The sequence below is a fragment of the Kitasatospora sp. NPDC048407 genome (genome assembly GCF_043200475.1).
Lineage (GTDB): Bacteria > Actinomycetota > Actinomycetes > Streptomycetales > Streptomycetaceae > Kitasatospora.
In genome coordinates this window covers 63943-79384 of record NZ_JBICXW010000014.1, presented here as the reverse complement: position 1 = coordinate 79384, position 15442 = coordinate 63943, and the positions used below count along the sequence as shown (strand labels likewise).

General features: G+C 74.6%; 16 protein-coding genes. 8 read left to right on the top strand and 8 right to left on the bottom strand.

The genetic code is table 11. From position 1 onward, the window contains the following. Nucleotides 1-82: 82 nt before the first annotated feature. The 6 genes from ACGFWJ_RS24325 to ACGFWJ_RS24300 all read left to right on the top strand — a co-directional run bounded on the left by ACGFWJ_RS24325 (nucleotide 83) and on the right by ACGFWJ_RS24300 (nucleotide 6956). The gene (locus tag ACGFWJ_RS24325; protein ID WP_392953079.1) at nucleotides 83-1579 is read left to right on the top strand and encodes a flotillin family protein; all 1497 of its coding nucleotides are present in this window, start codon (nucleotides 83-85) and stop codon (nucleotides 1577-1579) included. Between the two features lie 141 nt (nucleotides 1580-1720). Continuing rightward, nucleotides 1721-2728 carry a 3-oxoacyl-ACP synthase III family protein gene (locus tag ACGFWJ_RS24320; protein WP_392953076.1) on the top strand — a complete coding sequence of 336 codons (1008 nt, stop codon included), beginning with the start codon at nucleotides 1721-1723 and terminating at the stop codon, nucleotides 2726-2728. After that, nucleotides 2725-3465 carry a glycosyltransferase family A protein gene (locus ACGFWJ_RS24315; RefSeq protein WP_392953073.1) on the top strand — a complete coding sequence of 247 codons (741 nt, stop codon included), beginning with the start codon at nucleotides 2725-2727 and terminating at the stop codon, nucleotides 3463-3465. The genes ACGFWJ_RS24320 and ACGFWJ_RS24315 overlap by 4 nt, the downstream gene beginning before the upstream one ends. 23 nt (nucleotides 3466-3488) lie before the next feature. Continuing rightward, nucleotides 3489-4964, top strand: coding sequence for a class I adenylate-forming enzyme family protein (locus tag ACGFWJ_RS24310; RefSeq protein ID WP_392953070.1), 1476 nt, complete (start codon nucleotides 3489-3491; stop codon nucleotides 4962-4964). A gap of 14 nt (nucleotides 4965-4978) precedes the next feature. Further along, entirely contained in the window at nucleotides 4979-6040 is a 1062-nt protein-coding gene (locus ACGFWJ_RS24305) for a cytochrome P450 (RefSeq protein ID WP_392953067.1), read from the top strand. Nucleotides 6041-6068: 28 nt separating this feature from the next. Beyond that, a complete protein-coding gene (locus ACGFWJ_RS24300) occupies nucleotides 6069-6956 on the top strand; it encodes an NAD-dependent epimerase/dehydratase family protein (RefSeq protein WP_392953310.1) in 888 nt (295 codons plus the stop codon). Here ACGFWJ_RS24300 and ACGFWJ_RS24295 read toward each other — a convergent pair. From ACGFWJ_RS24295 to ACGFWJ_RS24285, 3 genes are all read right to left on the bottom strand, one after another. After that, on the bottom strand, nucleotides 6953-7153 hold the full coding sequence (locus ACGFWJ_RS24295) for a hypothetical protein (protein ID WP_392953065.1): 201 nt from the start codon (nucleotides 7151-7153) through the stop codon (nucleotides 6953-6955). The two genes, ACGFWJ_RS24300 and ACGFWJ_RS24295, sit on opposite strands and share 4 nt — an antisense overlap. 187 nt (nucleotides 7154-7340) lie before the next feature. Further along, nucleotides 7341-8003, bottom strand: a complete 663-nt coding sequence (tenA, locus tag ACGFWJ_RS24290; protein WP_387640167.1) for a thiaminase II — start codon at nucleotides 8001-8003, stop codon at nucleotides 7341-7343. Nucleotides 8004-8036: 33 nt separating this feature from the next. Continuing rightward, the gene (locus tag ACGFWJ_RS24285; protein WP_387640164.1) at nucleotides 8037-8354 is read right to left on the bottom strand and encodes a cupin domain-containing protein; all 318 of its coding nucleotides are present in this window, start codon (nucleotides 8352-8354) and stop codon (nucleotides 8037-8039) included. Between the two features lie 104 nt (nucleotides 8355-8458). Here ACGFWJ_RS24285 and ACGFWJ_RS24280 point away from each other — a divergent pair, with 104 nt between their 5' ends. Then, a complete protein-coding gene (locus ACGFWJ_RS24280; RefSeq protein ID WP_387640162.1) occupies nucleotides 8459-8836 on the top strand; it encodes a phage holin family protein in 378 nt (125 codons plus the stop codon). A 143-nt stretch (nucleotides 8837-8979) separates the two neighbouring features. On the opposite strand, the gene ACGFWJ_RS24275 is transcribed toward ACGFWJ_RS24280, so the two are convergent. Beyond that, nucleotides 8980-9408, bottom strand: a complete 429-nt coding sequence (locus ACGFWJ_RS24275; protein ID WP_392953060.1) for an SsgA family sporulation/cell division regulator — start codon at nucleotides 9406-9408, stop codon at nucleotides 8980-8982. A 386-nt stretch (nucleotides 9409-9794) separates the two neighbouring features. Here ACGFWJ_RS24275 and ACGFWJ_RS24270 point away from each other — a divergent pair, with 386 nt between their 5' ends. Next, nucleotides 9795-10322, top strand: a complete 528-nt coding sequence (locus ACGFWJ_RS24270) for an NUDIX domain-containing protein (RefSeq protein WP_392953057.1) — start codon at nucleotides 9795-9797, stop codon at nucleotides 10320-10322. A gap of 3 nt (nucleotides 10323-10325) precedes the next feature. Here the strand turns inward: ACGFWJ_RS24270 and ACGFWJ_RS24265 are convergent, their stop codons facing one another. The 4 genes from ACGFWJ_RS24265 to pdhA all read right to left on the bottom strand — a co-directional run bounded on the left by ACGFWJ_RS24265 (nucleotide 10326) and on the right by pdhA (nucleotide 15375). Next, the gene (locus ACGFWJ_RS24265) at nucleotides 10326-11708 is read right to left on the bottom strand and encodes a globin domain-containing protein (RefSeq protein ID WP_392953054.1); all 1383 of its coding nucleotides are present in this window, start codon (nucleotides 11706-11708) and stop codon (nucleotides 10326-10328) included. Between the two features lie 180 nt (nucleotides 11709-11888). Continuing rightward, the gene (locus tag ACGFWJ_RS24260) at nucleotides 11889-13214 is read right to left on the bottom strand and encodes a dihydrolipoamide acetyltransferase family protein (protein ID WP_392953307.1); all 1326 of its coding nucleotides are present in this window, start codon (nucleotides 13212-13214) and stop codon (nucleotides 11889-11891) included. Between the two features lie 5 nt (nucleotides 13215-13219). Beyond that, the gene (locus ACGFWJ_RS24255; protein WP_387640150.1) at nucleotides 13220-14227 is read right to left on the bottom strand and encodes an alpha-ketoacid dehydrogenase subunit beta; all 1008 of its coding nucleotides are present in this window, start codon (nucleotides 14225-14227) and stop codon (nucleotides 13220-13222) included. Continuing rightward, complete coding sequence (gene pdhA / locus ACGFWJ_RS24250) at nucleotides 14224-15375, bottom strand: pyruvate dehydrogenase (acetyl-transferring) E1 component subunit alpha (RefSeq protein ID WP_392953050.1); 1152 nt, start codon at nucleotides 15373-15375, stop codon at nucleotides 14224-14226. The genes ACGFWJ_RS24255 and pdhA overlap by 4 nt, the downstream gene beginning before the upstream one ends. Between the last annotated feature and the right edge of the window lie 67 nt (nucleotides 15376-15442).

The window sequence follows — 15442 nt, the reverse complement described above, 5'->3', positions numbered from 1 at the left end:
GCGGCTGCCACCGGTTTCCGCGCCAGTTCTGCACGACCCAAGCGCAGCACGGGACCGGTGTGCTCCTAAGGGGGGATTGCCGATGTTGGTCGGCATCGCAGGCGGCGCCGTCGCAGGCCTCGTTCTGCTGATCGTTCTTTTCAAGCTGATGTGGCGCGTGGCGGAACCCAACGAGGCGCTGGTGATCTCGGGTTCCAAGCACGGCGAGGGTCTGGGCTTCCGCGTGGTGACCGGGCGGGGCACCTTCGTGGTGCCGGGCGTCCAGGCGGTGCGCCGGCTCTCGCTGGACCTGAACGAGGCCGCGCTGGACGTGGAGTGCGTGACGTCGCAGGGAATTCCCGTGCACGTCAAGGGCGTTGTGATCTTCAAGGTGGGCGACGACCCGGTGTCGATCGCCAACGCCGCCCGGCGTTTCCTGGACCAGCAGAAGATGATGGGCCAGCGGGTGCACAACGTGTTCGCCGGCCACCTGCGGTCCATCGTCGGTGGGCTGACGGTCGAGGACATGATCCGCGACCGCGAGCGGCTCACCGGTGAGACCCGCTCCGCCTCGGGCATCGAGATGGAGAAGCTCGGTCTGATCATCGACTCGCTGCAGATCCAGGAGATCCTGGACCCGACCGGGTACATCACCAACCTGGCCGCGCCGCACGCCGCGGCCGTCCAGCGCGACGCCCGGATCGCCGCCGCCGAGGCGGACCGACGGGCCACCGAGGCCGAGCAGGAGGCGTTCGCCCGCAAGGCCGAGGCAACCCGCAACTCCGGTATCCAGCAGGCCGGTTACCAGGCCGAGATGGACACCGCCGCGGCCCGTGCGCTGCAGGCCGGCCCGCTCGCGCAGGCCGCCGCCCGGCAGGAGGTCGTGGTCCAGGAGACCAAGGTCGCCGAGCTGGAGGCGCACCGCAAGGAGCAGCAGCTGCAGGCGGATGTCCGCAAGCCGGCCGACGCCCGCGCGTACGAGACCCGCACCAAGGCCGAGGCCGACCGTGATGCCCGGATCTCCGCCGCCGAGGCGCTGTCCCGGGAGACCGAGCTGAAGACCGCCGCCGAGGCGAACCGGGTCAAGGTCGCCGCCGCGGCCGAGGCCGAGGCCACCAAGGCCCGCGGTCTGGCCGCGGCCGAGGCCACCCGGGCCACCGGTGAGGCGCAGGCCGCCGCCGAGGCCGCCAAGGGTCTGGCCGAGGCGGAGGCGGCCCGGGCGAAGGGTCTCGCCGAGGCGGAGGCCACCCGGGCGCAGGGCCTGGCCGAGGCCGAGGGCATCAAGGCCCGCGCCGCGGCGCTGGCCGAGAACCAGGAGGCGGTGGTCGCCCAGCAGCTCGCCGAGAACTGGCCGGCCATCGTCCGGGCCGGCGCGGACGCGTTCGGCAACGTCGAGCACATGGTGCTGCTGAACGGCGCCGAGGGCATGTCCGAGATGTTCGCCAAGGCGCTCACCATGGGCGGGACCGGCCTCGGCCTGGCCCGCCAGCTGCTCACGGCGATGTCCCCGGCGGCTGAGAACGGCGAGGCCGCCAAGGCCGCTGCCCCGGCCGCCGCCGCTCCGGCGCAGGTCATCCCGATCGAGGCCGACAGCAAGTAACTCACCTCAGCGACAGCTGAGTTCCGCCCGGGCGAGGGAACAACCTCCCCGGGCGGCCCCATGCCCGCCCTCCACACATCTCAGCCCCGGGTGAGTACCCGTACTCACGCCCGCGCGCCGGGCCCGCGCCAGCATCGAGCCATGGACCTCCTGCCTCGTATCGGCATCACCGCGACCGGCTCGTACCTGCCCCAACAGACCGTCACCTCACGGCAGTTGCAGGGCGAGGTGGCCGCCGGCGCCGGGCTGCCGCTGCCCGACGGCATGTTCGAGAAGGCGACCGGCATCCGCACCCGGCACTTCGCGCGCGACGACGAGTACGCCTCCACGCTCGGGCTGGGCGCGGCCCGCCGGGCGCTCGCGGCGCGCGGGATCGGGCCCGGGGACGTCGACCTGCTGCTGTTCGCGTCCGCCTCGCGGGACGTCTGCGAGCCCGCCACCGCGCACCTGGTGCAGGCCGAACTCGGCTCCCGCGCCCACGCGTTGGACGTCTCCAACGCCTGCAACAGCTTCCTGAACGGCATCGACACCGCCCGCGCGATGATCCTGGCCGGCCGGGCCCGCCGGGCGCTGGTGGTGACGGGGGAGACGCCGAGCCGGGCGATGCGCCGCGACCCGTCCGGTCTGGCGGAGTTCCGCGACGGCTTCGCGGGCTACACCTTCGGCGACGGCGGGGCGGCCGTGGTGGTGGAGCGGGTGGAGCGCGGCGGCATCCTCGACATCGAGACCGAGACGGCGTCCGAGCACTGGGAGGTCGGCGGCATCCCGGGCGGCGGCTCGCGGCACCCGCGCGGCGACGAGTGGAGCTACTTCCGGGGCGGCGGCAAGGAGTTGCGCGGGGTTTTCGAGCGGATCGGGGCGGACATCCTGACCCGGGTGGCGACCCGCACCGGCTTCGGCTGGGACGCCTACGCCCGGGTGCTGGTGCACCAGGTCACGCTGCCGTACCTGGAGCGGTTCGTGGAGCTGACGGGGGTGCCCGCCGACAAGCTGGTGGTCACCGTGCCCGAGCTCGGCAACCTGGCCTCGGCCACCATCGGCGTCCAACTCGACCGGACAATCAGCGAGTTGGAGCCTGGTGAGCGGGTCCTGATGGTCGGCCTGGGCGGCGGGGTCAGCCTGATGACGATGGTCTGGGAGAAGTCGTGACGGCGCTCTGGGTGCTCGTCCCCGCCTACCAGGAGGCGGCCAGGATCGGCGGCACCCTGCGCGCCCTGGCCGGCCAGCGCGACCTGGACTTCACCCTGCTGGTGGTCGACAACGGCTCCACCGACGACACCTGCGCGCAGGTGCGGGCGTTCGCCGATCAAGCCCCGTTCCCGGTAAGGCTGTTGGTCGAACCGGCCAAGGGCGTGGGCTACGCGGTCGACACCGGCTTCCGGTACGCCATCGACCACGGCGCCACCCTGCTGGCCCGCACCGACGCCGACTGCCTGCCCGAACCCGGCTGGACGGCGGCCGCCCGGGCCGGGATGCTCGGCTGCGGCGGCCTGGTCTGCGGCAAGGTCACCGCCCGCCGCGACGAGCACGGCCCGGTGGGGCGCACCGTGTTCCGCGTCCTGGTCGCGCTCGGCGCGCTCTTCGGCCGGATCCGCCCCGCGCACCGCCGCCGGCACGGGTACCTGACGCCGTACCGGATGCACGCCGGCAACAACATGGCCATCACCGCCGGGCTCTACCTCGAGTCCGGCGGCATGCCCCGGCGCCCGTCCCCCACCGACCGCGCCTTCATCAACCAGGTCCGCCGGGTCAGTACCGCGATCGTGCACCGCCCCGACATGGTGGTGCAGAACTCCACCCGCCGGATCCGCGCCTACGGCCTGCGCGGCACCGCCCGCTGGTACCTCGAACGCGGCGCCGGACACCGCTCGGTCGACGTCCGCTGACCCCCACCGCCGAAGGAGTTCCGATGCTCGACCAGCTCGACCGCACCCTGCGCGACGCCGGCTCCCGCCCGGTCCTGCTCGGCACGACCCGCGGCGGCGCCCCGCGCGTCCTCGCCCGCGGCACCGAACTGGCCGACGCGACCGGTCAGTTGGCCGCCGCCCTGCACCACCGGCACGGACTGCGGCCGGGCGACACCCTCGGAGTCGCCGTCCGCCCGGGGCCGCGCGGGCTGGCCGTGCTGCTCGCCGCGCACCGCCTCGGACTGCGGGTCGCCGTCCTCGACCCGGGCGCCGGGCCGGACGTACTGCGATCCCGGCTCGCGCTCGCCCCGCCCGCGCTGATCCTGGCCGACGCCGCCGCGCAGGCCGTCGCCGGCTGGGCCCGGCCGCTGGCCCGCCGCGCCCGGCTGGAGCTGCCGCCGCTGCACGCCCTCGCCCCCGTGGCCACCGTCGGCCCCCGCCACCCGGGCTGCGCCCGCGCCCTCGGCGACCACCCAGGGCCGCCCCCGGCCCCGTACGACGGGGACGGCGACGCGGTGATCGTGTTCACCTCCGGCACCACCTCCGCCCCGCGCGCCGTCGTCCACACCCGGGCCTCACTCGACGCCGGGATGCGCGCCGTCGACGCCCTCGTCCGCCCCCGCCCCGGCCGCACCGTGCTCGGCGGCACCACCTTCGTCCTGATCCCCGCCCTCACCGCGGGCGCCACCGTCGCCCTCCCCGCTCGCCGAAGTCGCGTTCTGCAACGCCAGATCGACCGCCTCGCCCCCGACGAGACCTACCTGACGCCCCCGCAGCTGCGACCCCTCACCCACCTCACCGGCCGCATCTGGACCGGCTCCGCCCCCGCCGACGCCGCCCTGCTGCGCCGCGCCAAGAACGCGGGCGCCACCGAGGCCTGGGGCGTGTACGCGCTCACCGAACTCTTCCCCGCGGCAGCCGTCGAGGAGAGCGACAAGCGCGCCCACCACGGCCCCGGCGACCTCCTCGGCCACCCCCTCCCAGGCGTCCGCACCCGGCTCGCCGACGACGGCGAACTGCTGCTCGCCGCCCCCGCCGCCCGCGACCGCTACCTCGGCGAGGACCCCGACCCGTGGGTGCGCACCGGCGACCGCGCGACGCTCGATCCGCGCGGCCAAATCGTGCTGGCCGGACGGCTCAAGGACATGGTGCTGCGCCGCGCCGAGAACATCTACCCCGGCCTGTACGAGCCCTCGCTGCACCTCCCGGACGTCGAACTCGCCGTGCTCGTCGGCATTCCCGACCCCGACGGCGACGAACGCCTGATCGCCCTCGTCCAGCCCCGCCCCGGCGCCGACCCGCACCGCCTGCGCACCGCCCTGCGCGACCCCCTGGCCCGGATGGGCTCCGCCCGCCCCGACGCCCTGCTGCTCGGCGCCGTCCCCCTCACCGGCCGCTCCCGCAAGCCCGACCGGGCGGCCGCCGCCCGCTACTGCGCCTCGCGGCTGGCCAACGGGCGGGCGGGGCGGGCACGTTGAGGCGACCACACCGATTGACCGCCCGCGCCGCCGACCGCACGGTCTACCTGCGCAGCCACCCCGTGCTGTTCGCGCTGCTCGCGGCCACCCGACGCCGCCCCGTGCTGCGGCTGGGCCGGACGGTGCTGGTCCACCACCCGGAGGCCTACCGGGAGATCCTCACCCGGGTGCCGCTGGACCGCACCGCCGAACACACCACCGGCGGCACCGCGGCCCGGCTCACCGGCGGCGGCCTGCTGTTCGACCAGAGCGGCCCCGAACACCGGGGCTCCCGGCGCGAGTTGGCCTCCCTGCTGGGCTCCGACGGGATCGCCGCGCTGCGCCCGCACTGGCAGACCGTACTGGCCGGGCTCGAGGCCGAGCTGGCCGCCGGACCGGTCGACCTGGTCCCGGTGGTCCGCCGGCTGGCCGGCGCCACCGCCGTCGCCCTCACCGGCAGCACCGCCGACCCGCTCGCGCTGGCCGCCGCCGCCGAACGGGCCGCCGCCACCACCGCCCGCACCCACCTGCCCACGCTGCTGCCCCGCCCGGGCGCCGAACGCCGGGCCCGCCGGGCCGCCGGGCAGCTGACCGCGCTGCTGCCCGACCCCCGGGACGCGATGCTCGCGGTCGCCGCCGTCAACACCACACTGGCCGCGCTGCCCCGCGCCGCCGCCTGGTGCGCCCGCGCCGACCGGTGGGAGCAGGCCGTCGCCGACGCCCCGGCGCTGGCCGCCGAACTGCTCCGGCTGACCGCCGCCTCCCCCGTCCTGCCCCGGGCGGCCGCCGCCGACGCCACCGTCCTCGGCCACCCCGTCCGCCGGGGCGACCGCCTGCTGCTGGTCGCCCGGCATGCCGCCGAAGCCCACCGCGACACCCCCACCGGCGACCCCGCGCTCGCCGCCCAGGCCCCGTTCGGCCTGGGCCGCCACGCCTGCCCGGGCGCCACCCTGGCCCGCGCCCAACTCGCCGACCTGCTCGCCGTGTTGACTCCGCACCGCCCCCGCGTCCTGCGCACCACCGCACACTCCCGCAGCGCCCTGCCGTCCTACCGCAGCTGCCTGCTGGGAGCGATCCCGGCCCGCCGACCCAGCTGACCCCGCCCGGAGCCGCCCCGTGCCCCCGATGACCCTCGCCCTGACCGGCGCCACCGGCTTCTGCGGCGCCCACCTGGCCGCCCTCGCCACCGCCCGCGGCCACCGGGTGCTGGCCCTCGGCCGCCGTCCGGCCCGGCACGGCACCCACCTGCCCTGGGACGCCACCGCCGCCGACGTTCCCGACCTGTCCGGCGCCGACGCGGTGATCCACTGCGCGGCCGCCGTCGGCGACCACCCTCCGGGCTCCCCGCAGGAGCGGCTCCAGCGCACCGTCAACGTCGAGGCGACGGCCCGCCTGCTGGCGGCGGCCGGCGGCCGCCCGTTCGTGTTCGTCAGCAGCGCCAGCGTCTACGACCCGCGCCCGGACCGGACGTCGGTGACCGAGCAGCACCCGACCACCGGCGGCCACCTGAACGCGTACGGCCGGACGAAGGCCGAGGCGGACCAACTCGCCCTCGCCGCAGGCGCGGTGGTGCTGCGCCCGCGCGCGGTGTACGGGCCCGGGGACCCGCACCTGGTGCCCCGACTGCTGGCGTCGGTGCGCGGCGGCGTGCTCGCGCTGCCCGGCAAGGACGTGCCGCTCAGCCTGACGGCGGTGGAGAACCTGGCCGCGGCCTGCCTGGCGGCGTTCGGCTGGCCGCCCGGCGCGTACAACATCACCGACGCCGCCCCGTACCGGCGGGACGAGGCGCTGCGCCGGGTGCTGGCGGCCCACGGCAGGAACGCCCGGCTGCTCCATGTCCCGTACCGCATCGCCCAGTTGGCGATCGGCCGGCGCGAAGGCGTGACCGGGTACGCGCTGGACCAGCTGGCCCGGCCGGTGGTGCTGGACACCACGAAGTCCCGGCTCCAGGGGTTCACCCCGGACCGGGACCTCGGTCACCATCTCGCCCAACTACTGGGCGGACAGTGCTAGTTCCTTGCGGCCTTCTTGATCAGGATCACCACTGCCGCGGCGATGCCGACCAGCACCAGGACGTTGACCGCGAAGCCGATGATTCCCAGCACGGTGCCCACGATGGTCCAGAAGACCTTCCAGGCGATCACCAGCAGGATGATCGGGACGACGACGTTGCGCACCCACGAGGGCAGCGACTTCCAGAACTCGGCCATGTCCGTACCTTCTCCCCTCGGGGTCGGTGCCGGTAGTTCCGGCTGCGTTCCCGCTCCCTCGATCTCGACACTTCGATCGTAGGCCGCCCGGAAGGCCGAAACGAGGCTTCCGGGCCCGGAGAGAACCCGGAGATCGACCCCTGACGCGGGCCCCGGGAGAACCCTCAGGGCCCGGAGACCGAGTGGGTCACACCGGCCAGGTCTCGCCCTGCCAGGCGGCGTCCCAGAACATCCACTCGTACCGCGAGGTGGTGGTGAAATGCTCGACCACGCGCCGCCGTTCGGCCGCTGAGAGGTCCTCGCCGATCCGGTCGGTGAGGTCCAGGACGCGGCGCACCACGGCCTGGAACTCCTCCCCGCCGTAGGCGGCGATCCACTTGGCGTACAGCGGTTCGGGGGAGGAGCGGCGCAGCAGTTCCTCGCCGACCCGGGCGTAGATCCAGTAGCAGGGCAGCACCGCGCCGAGCGCCTCCGCGAAGGAGCCGCCGTAGACGGTGGCGAGCAGGTAGCTGGTGTAGGCGCGGGTGGTGGGGAGCACGGGTTCGGCGGCAGCGGCGGCGCCGTCCTCGCCGAAGGCGTGCAGGAAGTCGGCGTGCATCTCCTGTTCGGCGGCGATGGCGCCGACCGCGTCGTTGGCGAAGGCCAGCACCTCGTCCTCGCCGGGGGCCTTGGCGGCGCACACCGCGAGTGCCCGGGCGTAGTCGCGCAGGTAGTGCGAGTCCTGGACGACGAAGTGGCGGAACGCGGCGCGCGGCAGGGTGCCGTCGGTCAGGCCGGCCAGGAACGGGTGGTCGAGGATGCGGCCGTAGATCGGCTCGATGGCCGTCCACAGTTCGTCGGTGAGTTTCACAGGCTGCTCCTCATGATGTGCGGGTGGCCACGGTCAGTCCTCCGGCGGGGAGAACACCACGAGCACCCGCAGTTCCTCGGTGATGTGGTGGAAGCGGTGTTCCGTCCCGGCGGGGACGAACACCACGCTGCCGCGGGCGACGGTGGCGGTCTCCCGGCCGACGGTCAACTCGGCCCGGCCGCTGACCACCAGGTAGATCTCGTCCTGGGCGTGCGGGGTCTGCGGGTCGGTGTCGCCGGGGGAGAGCGCGTACAGCCCGGCGGACATCGTGGGCTGCTTCAGGAAGCGCAGGTACGCGCCGTCATTGGCAGCGCGTTCGGCGTCGAGTTCGTCCAGCCGGAACAGTTTCATCGGGCCACGGCCCCCTCTCGGTCCGGGCCCATTCAACAACACTCCACATCACGGTTGTTCGGGAGAGCTTCCGCCCGGCCGGGCGGGCTGTCACCATCCGCAGCATGAAGAATTTCGTGATCAAAACGCTCATCAACGCGGTGGCGATCTGGATTGCCGCCTGGATCGTCAACGGGATCACGCTCGCGGGGGGCGACTGGCAGCACAAGACGGTCACCGTGCTCGCGGTGGCGCTGATCTTCGGTGTGGTGAACTTCGCGATCAAGCCGCTGGTGAAGCTGTTCTCGCTGCCGCTGTTCATCCTCACGCTGGGCCTGGTCACCTTCGTGATCAACGCCCTGATGCTCTGGCTGACGTCCTGGGCGTCGGACCAGCTGCACCTGGACTTCCACGTGAAGGGCTTCTGGGCGGCGCTGCTCGGCTCGCTGATCATCAGCCTGGTCTCCTGGGGCCTGCACCTGGCCTTCGGCGACGACGACTGAGCTCGCCGCGGAAGAGCGGCTGACCGGCCACCGGACAGCGCCCCGTTGCTGTCCGACGGCCGGTCATCTCAAAGCATGATCACAAACCGCGCTGCGGGCTCAACTCCCTTACTGCGCCGCGGTCTCAGCTCCGCTGAGAGCACTCAGCCCGCGTTCTCGTGCCCGGTGGTGGACAGGATGCTGGTGAGCTCCTGGTCGAGGTCGCCGCCGGCCGTCTCCTGGCCGATCGGCACCACCAGGTCGGTGCGGGCGAGGAAGGCCAGCAGGGGCGCGGCATCGGCGCGCATCCGGGCGTCGCCTTTGGGGGAGCGCAGCACCACGGCGGCCTCGGCGAGGTCCTCGCCGACGGGGTGGATGTGGACGTCGCCCTCGCCGCTGGCCCGGCTGAGCCCGTCGACCAGCAGTTCGCGCGCGAAGACCCAGGTGACCGGCTCGTCGCCGGGCAGGTGGAAGGTGCAGCGGACGGCGAACGGGTCGCCGCCGTCGTACTCCAGGTCGGCCAGGATCCGGAAGGAGAGCTCGCTCGACACCACGAGGCGCATCGCCATGTGGGCTTGGACCGTGCTGTGCATGCGCCAGTACCTCTCGTTCTGCCCGCCCGGTACGCCGAGGGCCGAGCGGTGGGGTCGGGCTTCTGTCGGTTCGCTGTCGGTTCTCTGTCCCCAATTCCCCGTTCGGACCTCATCGTCCAGGTTTGGCGGCGATGCGGACAAGGCGTGCTTTTTCAAATGGTGAACAACGCGGCGGCCCGTCAGCGTACGAACGCCGGGAACCTCGCCCCCACCAGGCCGGGCGGCAGCCGGGGGCGGCGGCCGGGCCGAGCGCGGCGGGCCGGTGCCGGGCGAGGTGGTCGGGCCGGGTGGAACGAAATCCACCGATTCGGTCCCGTCTGCGAGTTTCGCGGCCACCGGTGTGCGGGAGACTCCCGCACAACGCTCGTGCCCCGGAGGTAACAGCCATGTCGGGCCCGGTCCGTCCTGTCGTCAAGCGCACCGCCCGCGCGATCCTGCTGGAGTTCGATCCGGCCGCCCCGCACGCGCCCGCCTCGCTGGTGCTGATCCGCCGGGTCCGCCCCGGCTCCCCGCACCCGTACTGGATCACCCCCGGCGGCGGCGTCGAGCCCGGCGACCCGACGGTGGTCGCCGCCCTGCACCGCGAGGTGGACGAGGAACTCGGCGGGAAGATCACCGACGTGGTGCCCGCCTTCGTCGACACCGTCGCGCACTCCCACCACGACGACGGCACCCCCGCCCACCCGCACGGCGTCAAGGTGCAGCACTTCTTCGTCTGCCGGCTCACCGACTCCGACCCGGCCCGCCGGCACGGCCCCGAGGTGGAGCAGCCCAACGGCGAGTACGAGATCGTCCGGGTGCCGTTCACCCGCGAGGGCGTCACCTCGGTCAACGTGGTCCCTCCCAGCCTGCGCGCCTACCTCGCCGCCAACATCGAGGGCGTCCGCGCCCTGCTCGCCGACGACCTCGGCTGACGCTCAGGCCGGCTCCCCCACCGGGTCGTGCCGGACGGCCCCGGCCGGCAGCCCGCAGCGCCGCAGCGCCGCCGCCCCGCCGCGCACCATCGCCGCCGGGCCGCTCAGGTACGCCGCGTAGCCGGACCACGGGGCGTGCTGGGCCACCACCTCCGGCAGGGTCGGCCCGTCCCCCTCCGACAGCACCGGGCGGACCGTCAACCAGCTGTGCTGCGACGCGAGTTGACGCAGATCGGCGAGCCGGTACAGCCCGGACTCCCGGCGCGCCCCGTAGAACACCTCCACCCGACGGCCCGCCGCCCCGTGCGCGGCGACCTCCTCCACCAGCGCGCCGATCGGCCCGATCCCGGTGCCGCCGCCCACGCAGAGCAGGTTCTCCCCCGCGGCGTGGTCCACCGTCATGCCGCCCTCCGCCGGGCCCAGCCGCAGCACGTCGCCCGGCCGCGCCCGGTGCACCAGCGCGTTGCTCACCCAGCCCGCCGGCACCGCCCGCACGTGCAGCGTCAGCAGCCCGTCCGCCCGCGGCACCGAACCGAACGAGTACGGCCGCCACACCCGCGGCCACCACGGCGTCTCCACCGGCGCGTACTGCCCGGCCCGGAACGGGTACGGCTGGTCCGGCCGGAGCGTCAGCACCGCGACGTCCTCCGCCGCCTGCCGCTGCCCCACCACCTCGGCCTGCCACCACGGCGGGGCGGACCGCGCCTGCTCCTCCAGCCCCTCGACCAGCAGCCGCGACACCAGCGCCAGCAGCCGCCTCCAGGCCGCCTCGGCCCGCTCGTCCCAGGCATCGCCGCCGTACCGGGCCAGCGCCTGCACCAGGCACTCCTCGGCCGCGGCGTAATGCCCGGGCAGCGCACCGTACGTGCGGTGCCGGCGCCCCAGCGGGACGAGGTACCCGCGCAGCGCCGCCGGGTCGTCGGCGTCCCGGGCGCACTGCTGCAGCGCCCGGAACAGCAGGTCGCGCTGCTCGTCCATGGCGGCCGGGAACATCGCCCGCAGCTCCGGGTGGCGCAGGAACACCAGCGCGTGGAAGTGCGCCATCGCCCGGTCCGCGACCGGCTGCACCGCCGCCAGCACCGCCCGGACCAGCGCCAGCTCCGCCGGGTCCGGCGGACGGACCGCCCCGGCCGTCCGCTCCACCGCCACCACCGGCTGCGGCCGGGCCGCCGGCACGCCCCACGCCCGGGTCCAACGGTCGCCCGGGCCCACCCAGTTGAGCGGCGCGGCCGGCGCGAACAGCGACTCGACGGGCGCGGGCCGGGCCGGCGCCGGTGGCGCGGGCACGGCCGGCGCGGGCACCGTCGGCGGCCAGGTGGGCTTCGCCGGGACGGCCGGCACCGGGGTGAGCGGCCTACTGCCGAGTTCGAGCTGACGAGTAGCCAAGGGAATCGTTCCGCTTCCGGTCGACGGTCTGCTGACGCCGCCAGCACAGTGTCACCGTCCGCGCACCAGATCCGTCGAATCCGGCAAATTCCGGACATCCGACGGGTCCACCCGCTACCCTTCCCCCGGCCGGAGCGCCCCAGGTGCGGCCGGTACGAACCAGCCGCACCCAGGGCGGGCTCACAGGCCCCGCAGCAGCATCCCCGGGCGCTCCACACAGTCCGCGACGAACCGCAGGAACCCGCCCGCGGTGCCCCCGTCGCAGACCCGGTGGTCGAAGGTGAACGACAGCTGGGTGACCTGACGGACCGCCAACTGGCCTTCGTGCACCCAGGGTTTGGGCGTGATCCGGCCCACCCCGAGCATCGCCGCCTCCGGGTGGTTGAGGATCGGCGTGGAGCCGTCCACCCCGAACACGCCGTAGTTGTTCAGCGTGAACGTCCCGCCGGTCAGCTCGGCCGGGCCCAGCGACCCGTCACGGGCCGCCTCGGTGAGCCGGGCGAGTTCGACCGACAGCCGTTCGGTGCCCAGCAGTTGGGCGTCCCGCACCACCGGCACCACCAGCCCGCGCTGCCCCTGCGCGGCGAAGCCCAGGTGGACGGCGCGGTGCCGGCGGACGGCCTCGCCCTCGACGCTGGAGTTGAGCTCCGGGAAGCGTTCCAGACCGGCCAGGCAGATCCGCGCCAGCAGCGCCAGCACGCTCACCTTCGGGCCCGGCACCTGGTTCAACTGGCTTCGCAGTGCCATCAGTTCGGTCGCGTCCGCGTCCACCCAGCAGGTCGCCGCCGGGATCTCCCGGTGGCTGCGGGTCAGCTTCTCGGCGACGGTGCGGCGCAGCCCGCGCAGCGGGACCAGCTCGTCCTCGTCCGTTCCAGGTGGAACCGCCACCGTCCCGGCAACCGGCGCGCTCCCGTCGATCGCCCGCTCGACGTCCCGCCGGGTGATCAGCCCGTCCGGTCCGCTGCCGGGCACCTTCGTCAGGTCGAGCCCGTGCTCGCGGGCGATCCGGCGCACCAGCGGCGAGATCACCGCCAGCACGGCGGGAGCCGCCGCCACAGCGGGAGCCGCCGCCACGGCGGGGGCCTTCGCCTCGGGGGGCGCGGCCACGGCAACCGGCGCGACCGGCAGCGCGGGCGCCTCGACGGCGCCGCCGCCCGGCGCGACCCGGCGGCGGCCGGCCCGGCGGGTCTCGGCCACCCCGTAGCCCACCAGCGGGCGCTCCGCCTCGGGCGCGGGCTCCTCGTCCTCGGGCACGTGCCCGGGGGCGACGGCCACCGTGACCAGCGGCGCGCCTACCGGCACCTCCTGCCCGACCTCGCCGAACCGGGCGGTGACCACCCCGCCGTACGGGCAGGGCACCTCGACCACCGCCTTGGCGGTCTCCACCTCCACCACCGGCTGGTCGACGGCGATCACCTCGCCGACCTCGACCATCCAGCGCACCACCTCGGCCCCGGTGAGTCCCTCACCGAGGTCGGGCAGCGTGAACTCGCGGACCACCGGCATCGCCATCACTCCTCCCATTGGAGCCGGGCGACGGCGTCCAGGATCCGGTCCACCCCGGGCAGGTGGTGGTGCTCCAGCATCGGCGGCGGGTACGGGATGTCGAACCCGGTGACCCGCAGCACCGGCGCCGCCAGGTGGTGGAAGCACTTCTCGGTCAGCCGGGCGGCGATCTCCGCCCCGGCCCCGCCGAAGCCGCTCGCCTCGTGCACCACCACGGCCCGGCCGAGCGAACGCACCACCTCGCAGGCGGTGGCCTCGTCGAACGGCACCAGCGAGCGCAGGTCCAGCACCGCGAGGTCCCAGCCCTCGGCCTTCGCCGCCTCGGCGGCCTCCAGGCAGACCGGCAGCGACGGACCGTAGGTGACCAGCACAGCAGAGGTCCCAGGCCGGCGCAGCACGGCCTTGCCGATCGGCTCCACGCCGGCCGCCGGGTCCCACTCGGCCTTGCCCCAGTACAGCCGCTTGGGCTCCAGGAACACCACGGGGTCGTCGGAGGCGATCGCCTCCCGCAGCAGCCCGTACGCGTCGGCGACGGTGGCGGGAGTGACCACGTGCAGGCCGGGGGTGTGCGCGTAGTACGCCTCGGAGGCGTCGCTGTGGTGCTCGACGCCGCCGATGCCGCCGCCGTACGGGATGCGGACGGTGATCGGCAGCGGCAGCTTTCCGGCGGTGCGGTTGCGCATCTTGGCGACGTGCGAGACCAGTTGCTCCATCGCGGGGTAGGCGAAGGCGTCGAACTGCATCTCCACCACGGGGCGCAGCCCGTACATGGCCATGCCGACGGCGGTACCGAGGATGCCGGCCTCGGCCAGCGGGGTGTCCAGGCAGCGGTCGGCGCCGAATTCGGCGGTCAGGCCGTCGGTGATCCGGAAGACGCCGCCGAGGGCGCCGACGTCCTCGCCGAGCACGTGCACCGACGCGTCGGCGCGCATCGCGTCGCGCAGTGCGGTGTTCAGGGCCTGCGCCATGGTGCCGGTGCGCAGTCCGGACTGTTCGCGGGTGGCAGTGGTCATCGGGTGTGCACCTCGGCCTCCGCGGCCAGCTCGGCGGCCAGTTGCGCGGCCTGTTCGCGCAGCTGCTGGGTGGGTTCGGCGTAGACGTGCGCGAACAGGGACATCGGGTCGAGGTCGGGGTCGGTATGGAACTCGGCGCGCATCCGGGCGGCCATCGCCTCGGCCTCCTCGCCGGCCTCGGTGACCAGTTCCTCGTCCAGCAGGCCGCGCTCGCGCAGGGCGTCCTCCAGCATCCGGATCGGGTCGTGCGCCTGCCAGGCGGTGACCTCATCGGACTGCCGGTAGCGGGTGGCGTCGTCGGCGTTGGTGTGCGCCTCGACGCGGTAGGTGAGCGCCTCGACCAGGGTCGGGCCGCCGCCGCTGCGGGCCCGGTCGACGGCCTCGGTGAGCACCTGGTGGACGGCGGCGGCGTCGTTGCCGTCCACCAGCCGGCCGGGCATGCCGTAGCCGACGGCCTTGTGGGCGAGGGTCGGCGCGGCGGACTGCCTGGTCAGCGGGACGGAGATGGCGTAGCCGTTGTTCTGCACCAGGAACACCACGGGGGCGTGCAGCACGGCGGCGAAGTTCAGGCCCTCGTGGAAGTCGCCCTCGCTGGTGCCGCCGTCGCCGAGCATGGCCAGCGCCACGGTGTCGTCGCCGGCCAGCCGGGCGGCGTGCGCGAGGCCGACCGCGTGCGGGACCTGGGTGGCCAGCGGGGTGCACAGCGGGGCGGTGCGGGTGGCGCGCGGGTCGTAGCCGGTGTGCGCGCTGCCGCGCAGCAGGGTGAGCGCCTGCAGCGGGTCGACGCCGCGGGCGACCACGGCGAGGGTGTCGCGGTAGGAGGGGAACAGCCAGTCGTCCTCGCGCAGGGCGAGCGCGGCGGCTATCTGGCAGGCCTCCTGGCCGGTGGACGCCGGGTAGACGGCGAGCCGGCCCTGCTTGGTGAGGGTGGTGGCCTGCTGGTTGTAGCGGCGGCCGGCGACCAGCCGGCGGTACAGCTCGCGCAGCAGGGCCGGGTCGGCCTTGTCGGCGGCGGGGGTGCCGAGAACGCGCAGCGGTTCGTCGTCGGGCAGCAGCGGGGCGGGGTCGGTGCGGGGCGCGGTGGCGCCGGGCAGCCAGCCGGGCACGACGCCCGGGTCGGCCTGATCCCTGTGGTCCAGAACGGTCATGTGGGGCACCTCCGGGGTGGTGGGGGCTCCCTACCGATTGTTCGGTCGTCTGTTCATCTTGACCATA

Bases quoted from the DNA above. Each gene is read 5' to 3' on its own strand.
- ACGFWJ_RS24275 (WP_392953060.1), bottom strand. From the start codon at position 9,408: ATGCACAGCACGGTCCAAGCCCACATGGCGATGCGCCTCGTGGTGTCG.
- ACGFWJ_RS24280 (WP_387640162.1), top strand. From the start codon at position 8,459: ATGAAGAATTTCGTGATCAAAACGCTCATCAACGCGGTGGCGATCTGG.
- ACGFWJ_RS24260 (WP_392953307.1), bottom strand. From the start codon at position 13,214: ATGCCGGTGGTCCGCGAGTTCACGCTGCCCGACCTCGGTGAGGGACTC.
- ACGFWJ_RS24255 (WP_387640150.1), bottom strand. From the start codon at position 14,227: ATGACCACTGCCACCCGCGAACAGTCCGGACTGCGCACCGGCACCATG.
- ACGFWJ_RS24285 (WP_387640164.1), bottom strand. From the start codon at position 8,354: ATGAAACTGTTCCGGCTGGACGAACTCGACGCCGAACGCGCTGCCAAT.
- ACGFWJ_RS24295 (WP_392953065.1), bottom strand. From the start codon at position 7,153: ATGGCCGAGTTCTGGAAGTCGCTGCCCTCGTGGGTGCGCAACGTCGTC.
- ACGFWJ_RS24325 (WP_392953079.1), top strand. From the start codon at position 83: ATGTTGGTCGGCATCGCAGGCGGCGCCGTCGCAGGCCTCGTTCTGCTG.
- pdhA (WP_392953050.1), bottom strand. From the start codon at position 15,375: ATGACCGTTCTGGACCACAGGGATCAGGCCGACCCGGGCGTCGTGCCC.
- ACGFWJ_RS24300 (WP_392953310.1), top strand. From the start codon at position 6,069: ATGACCCTCGCCCTGACCGGCGCCACCGGCTTCTGCGGCGCCCACCTG.
- ACGFWJ_RS24320 (WP_392953076.1), top strand. From the start codon at position 1,721: ATGGACCTCCTGCCTCGTATCGGCATCACCGCGACCGGCTCGTACCTG.
- ACGFWJ_RS24270 (WP_392953057.1), top strand. From the start codon at position 9,795: ATGTCGGGCCCGGTCCGTCCTGTCGTCAAGCGCACCGCCCGCGCGATC.
- ACGFWJ_RS24310 (WP_392953070.1), top strand. From the start codon at position 3,489: ATGCTCGACCAGCTCGACCGCACCCTGCGCGACGCCGGCTCCCGCCCG.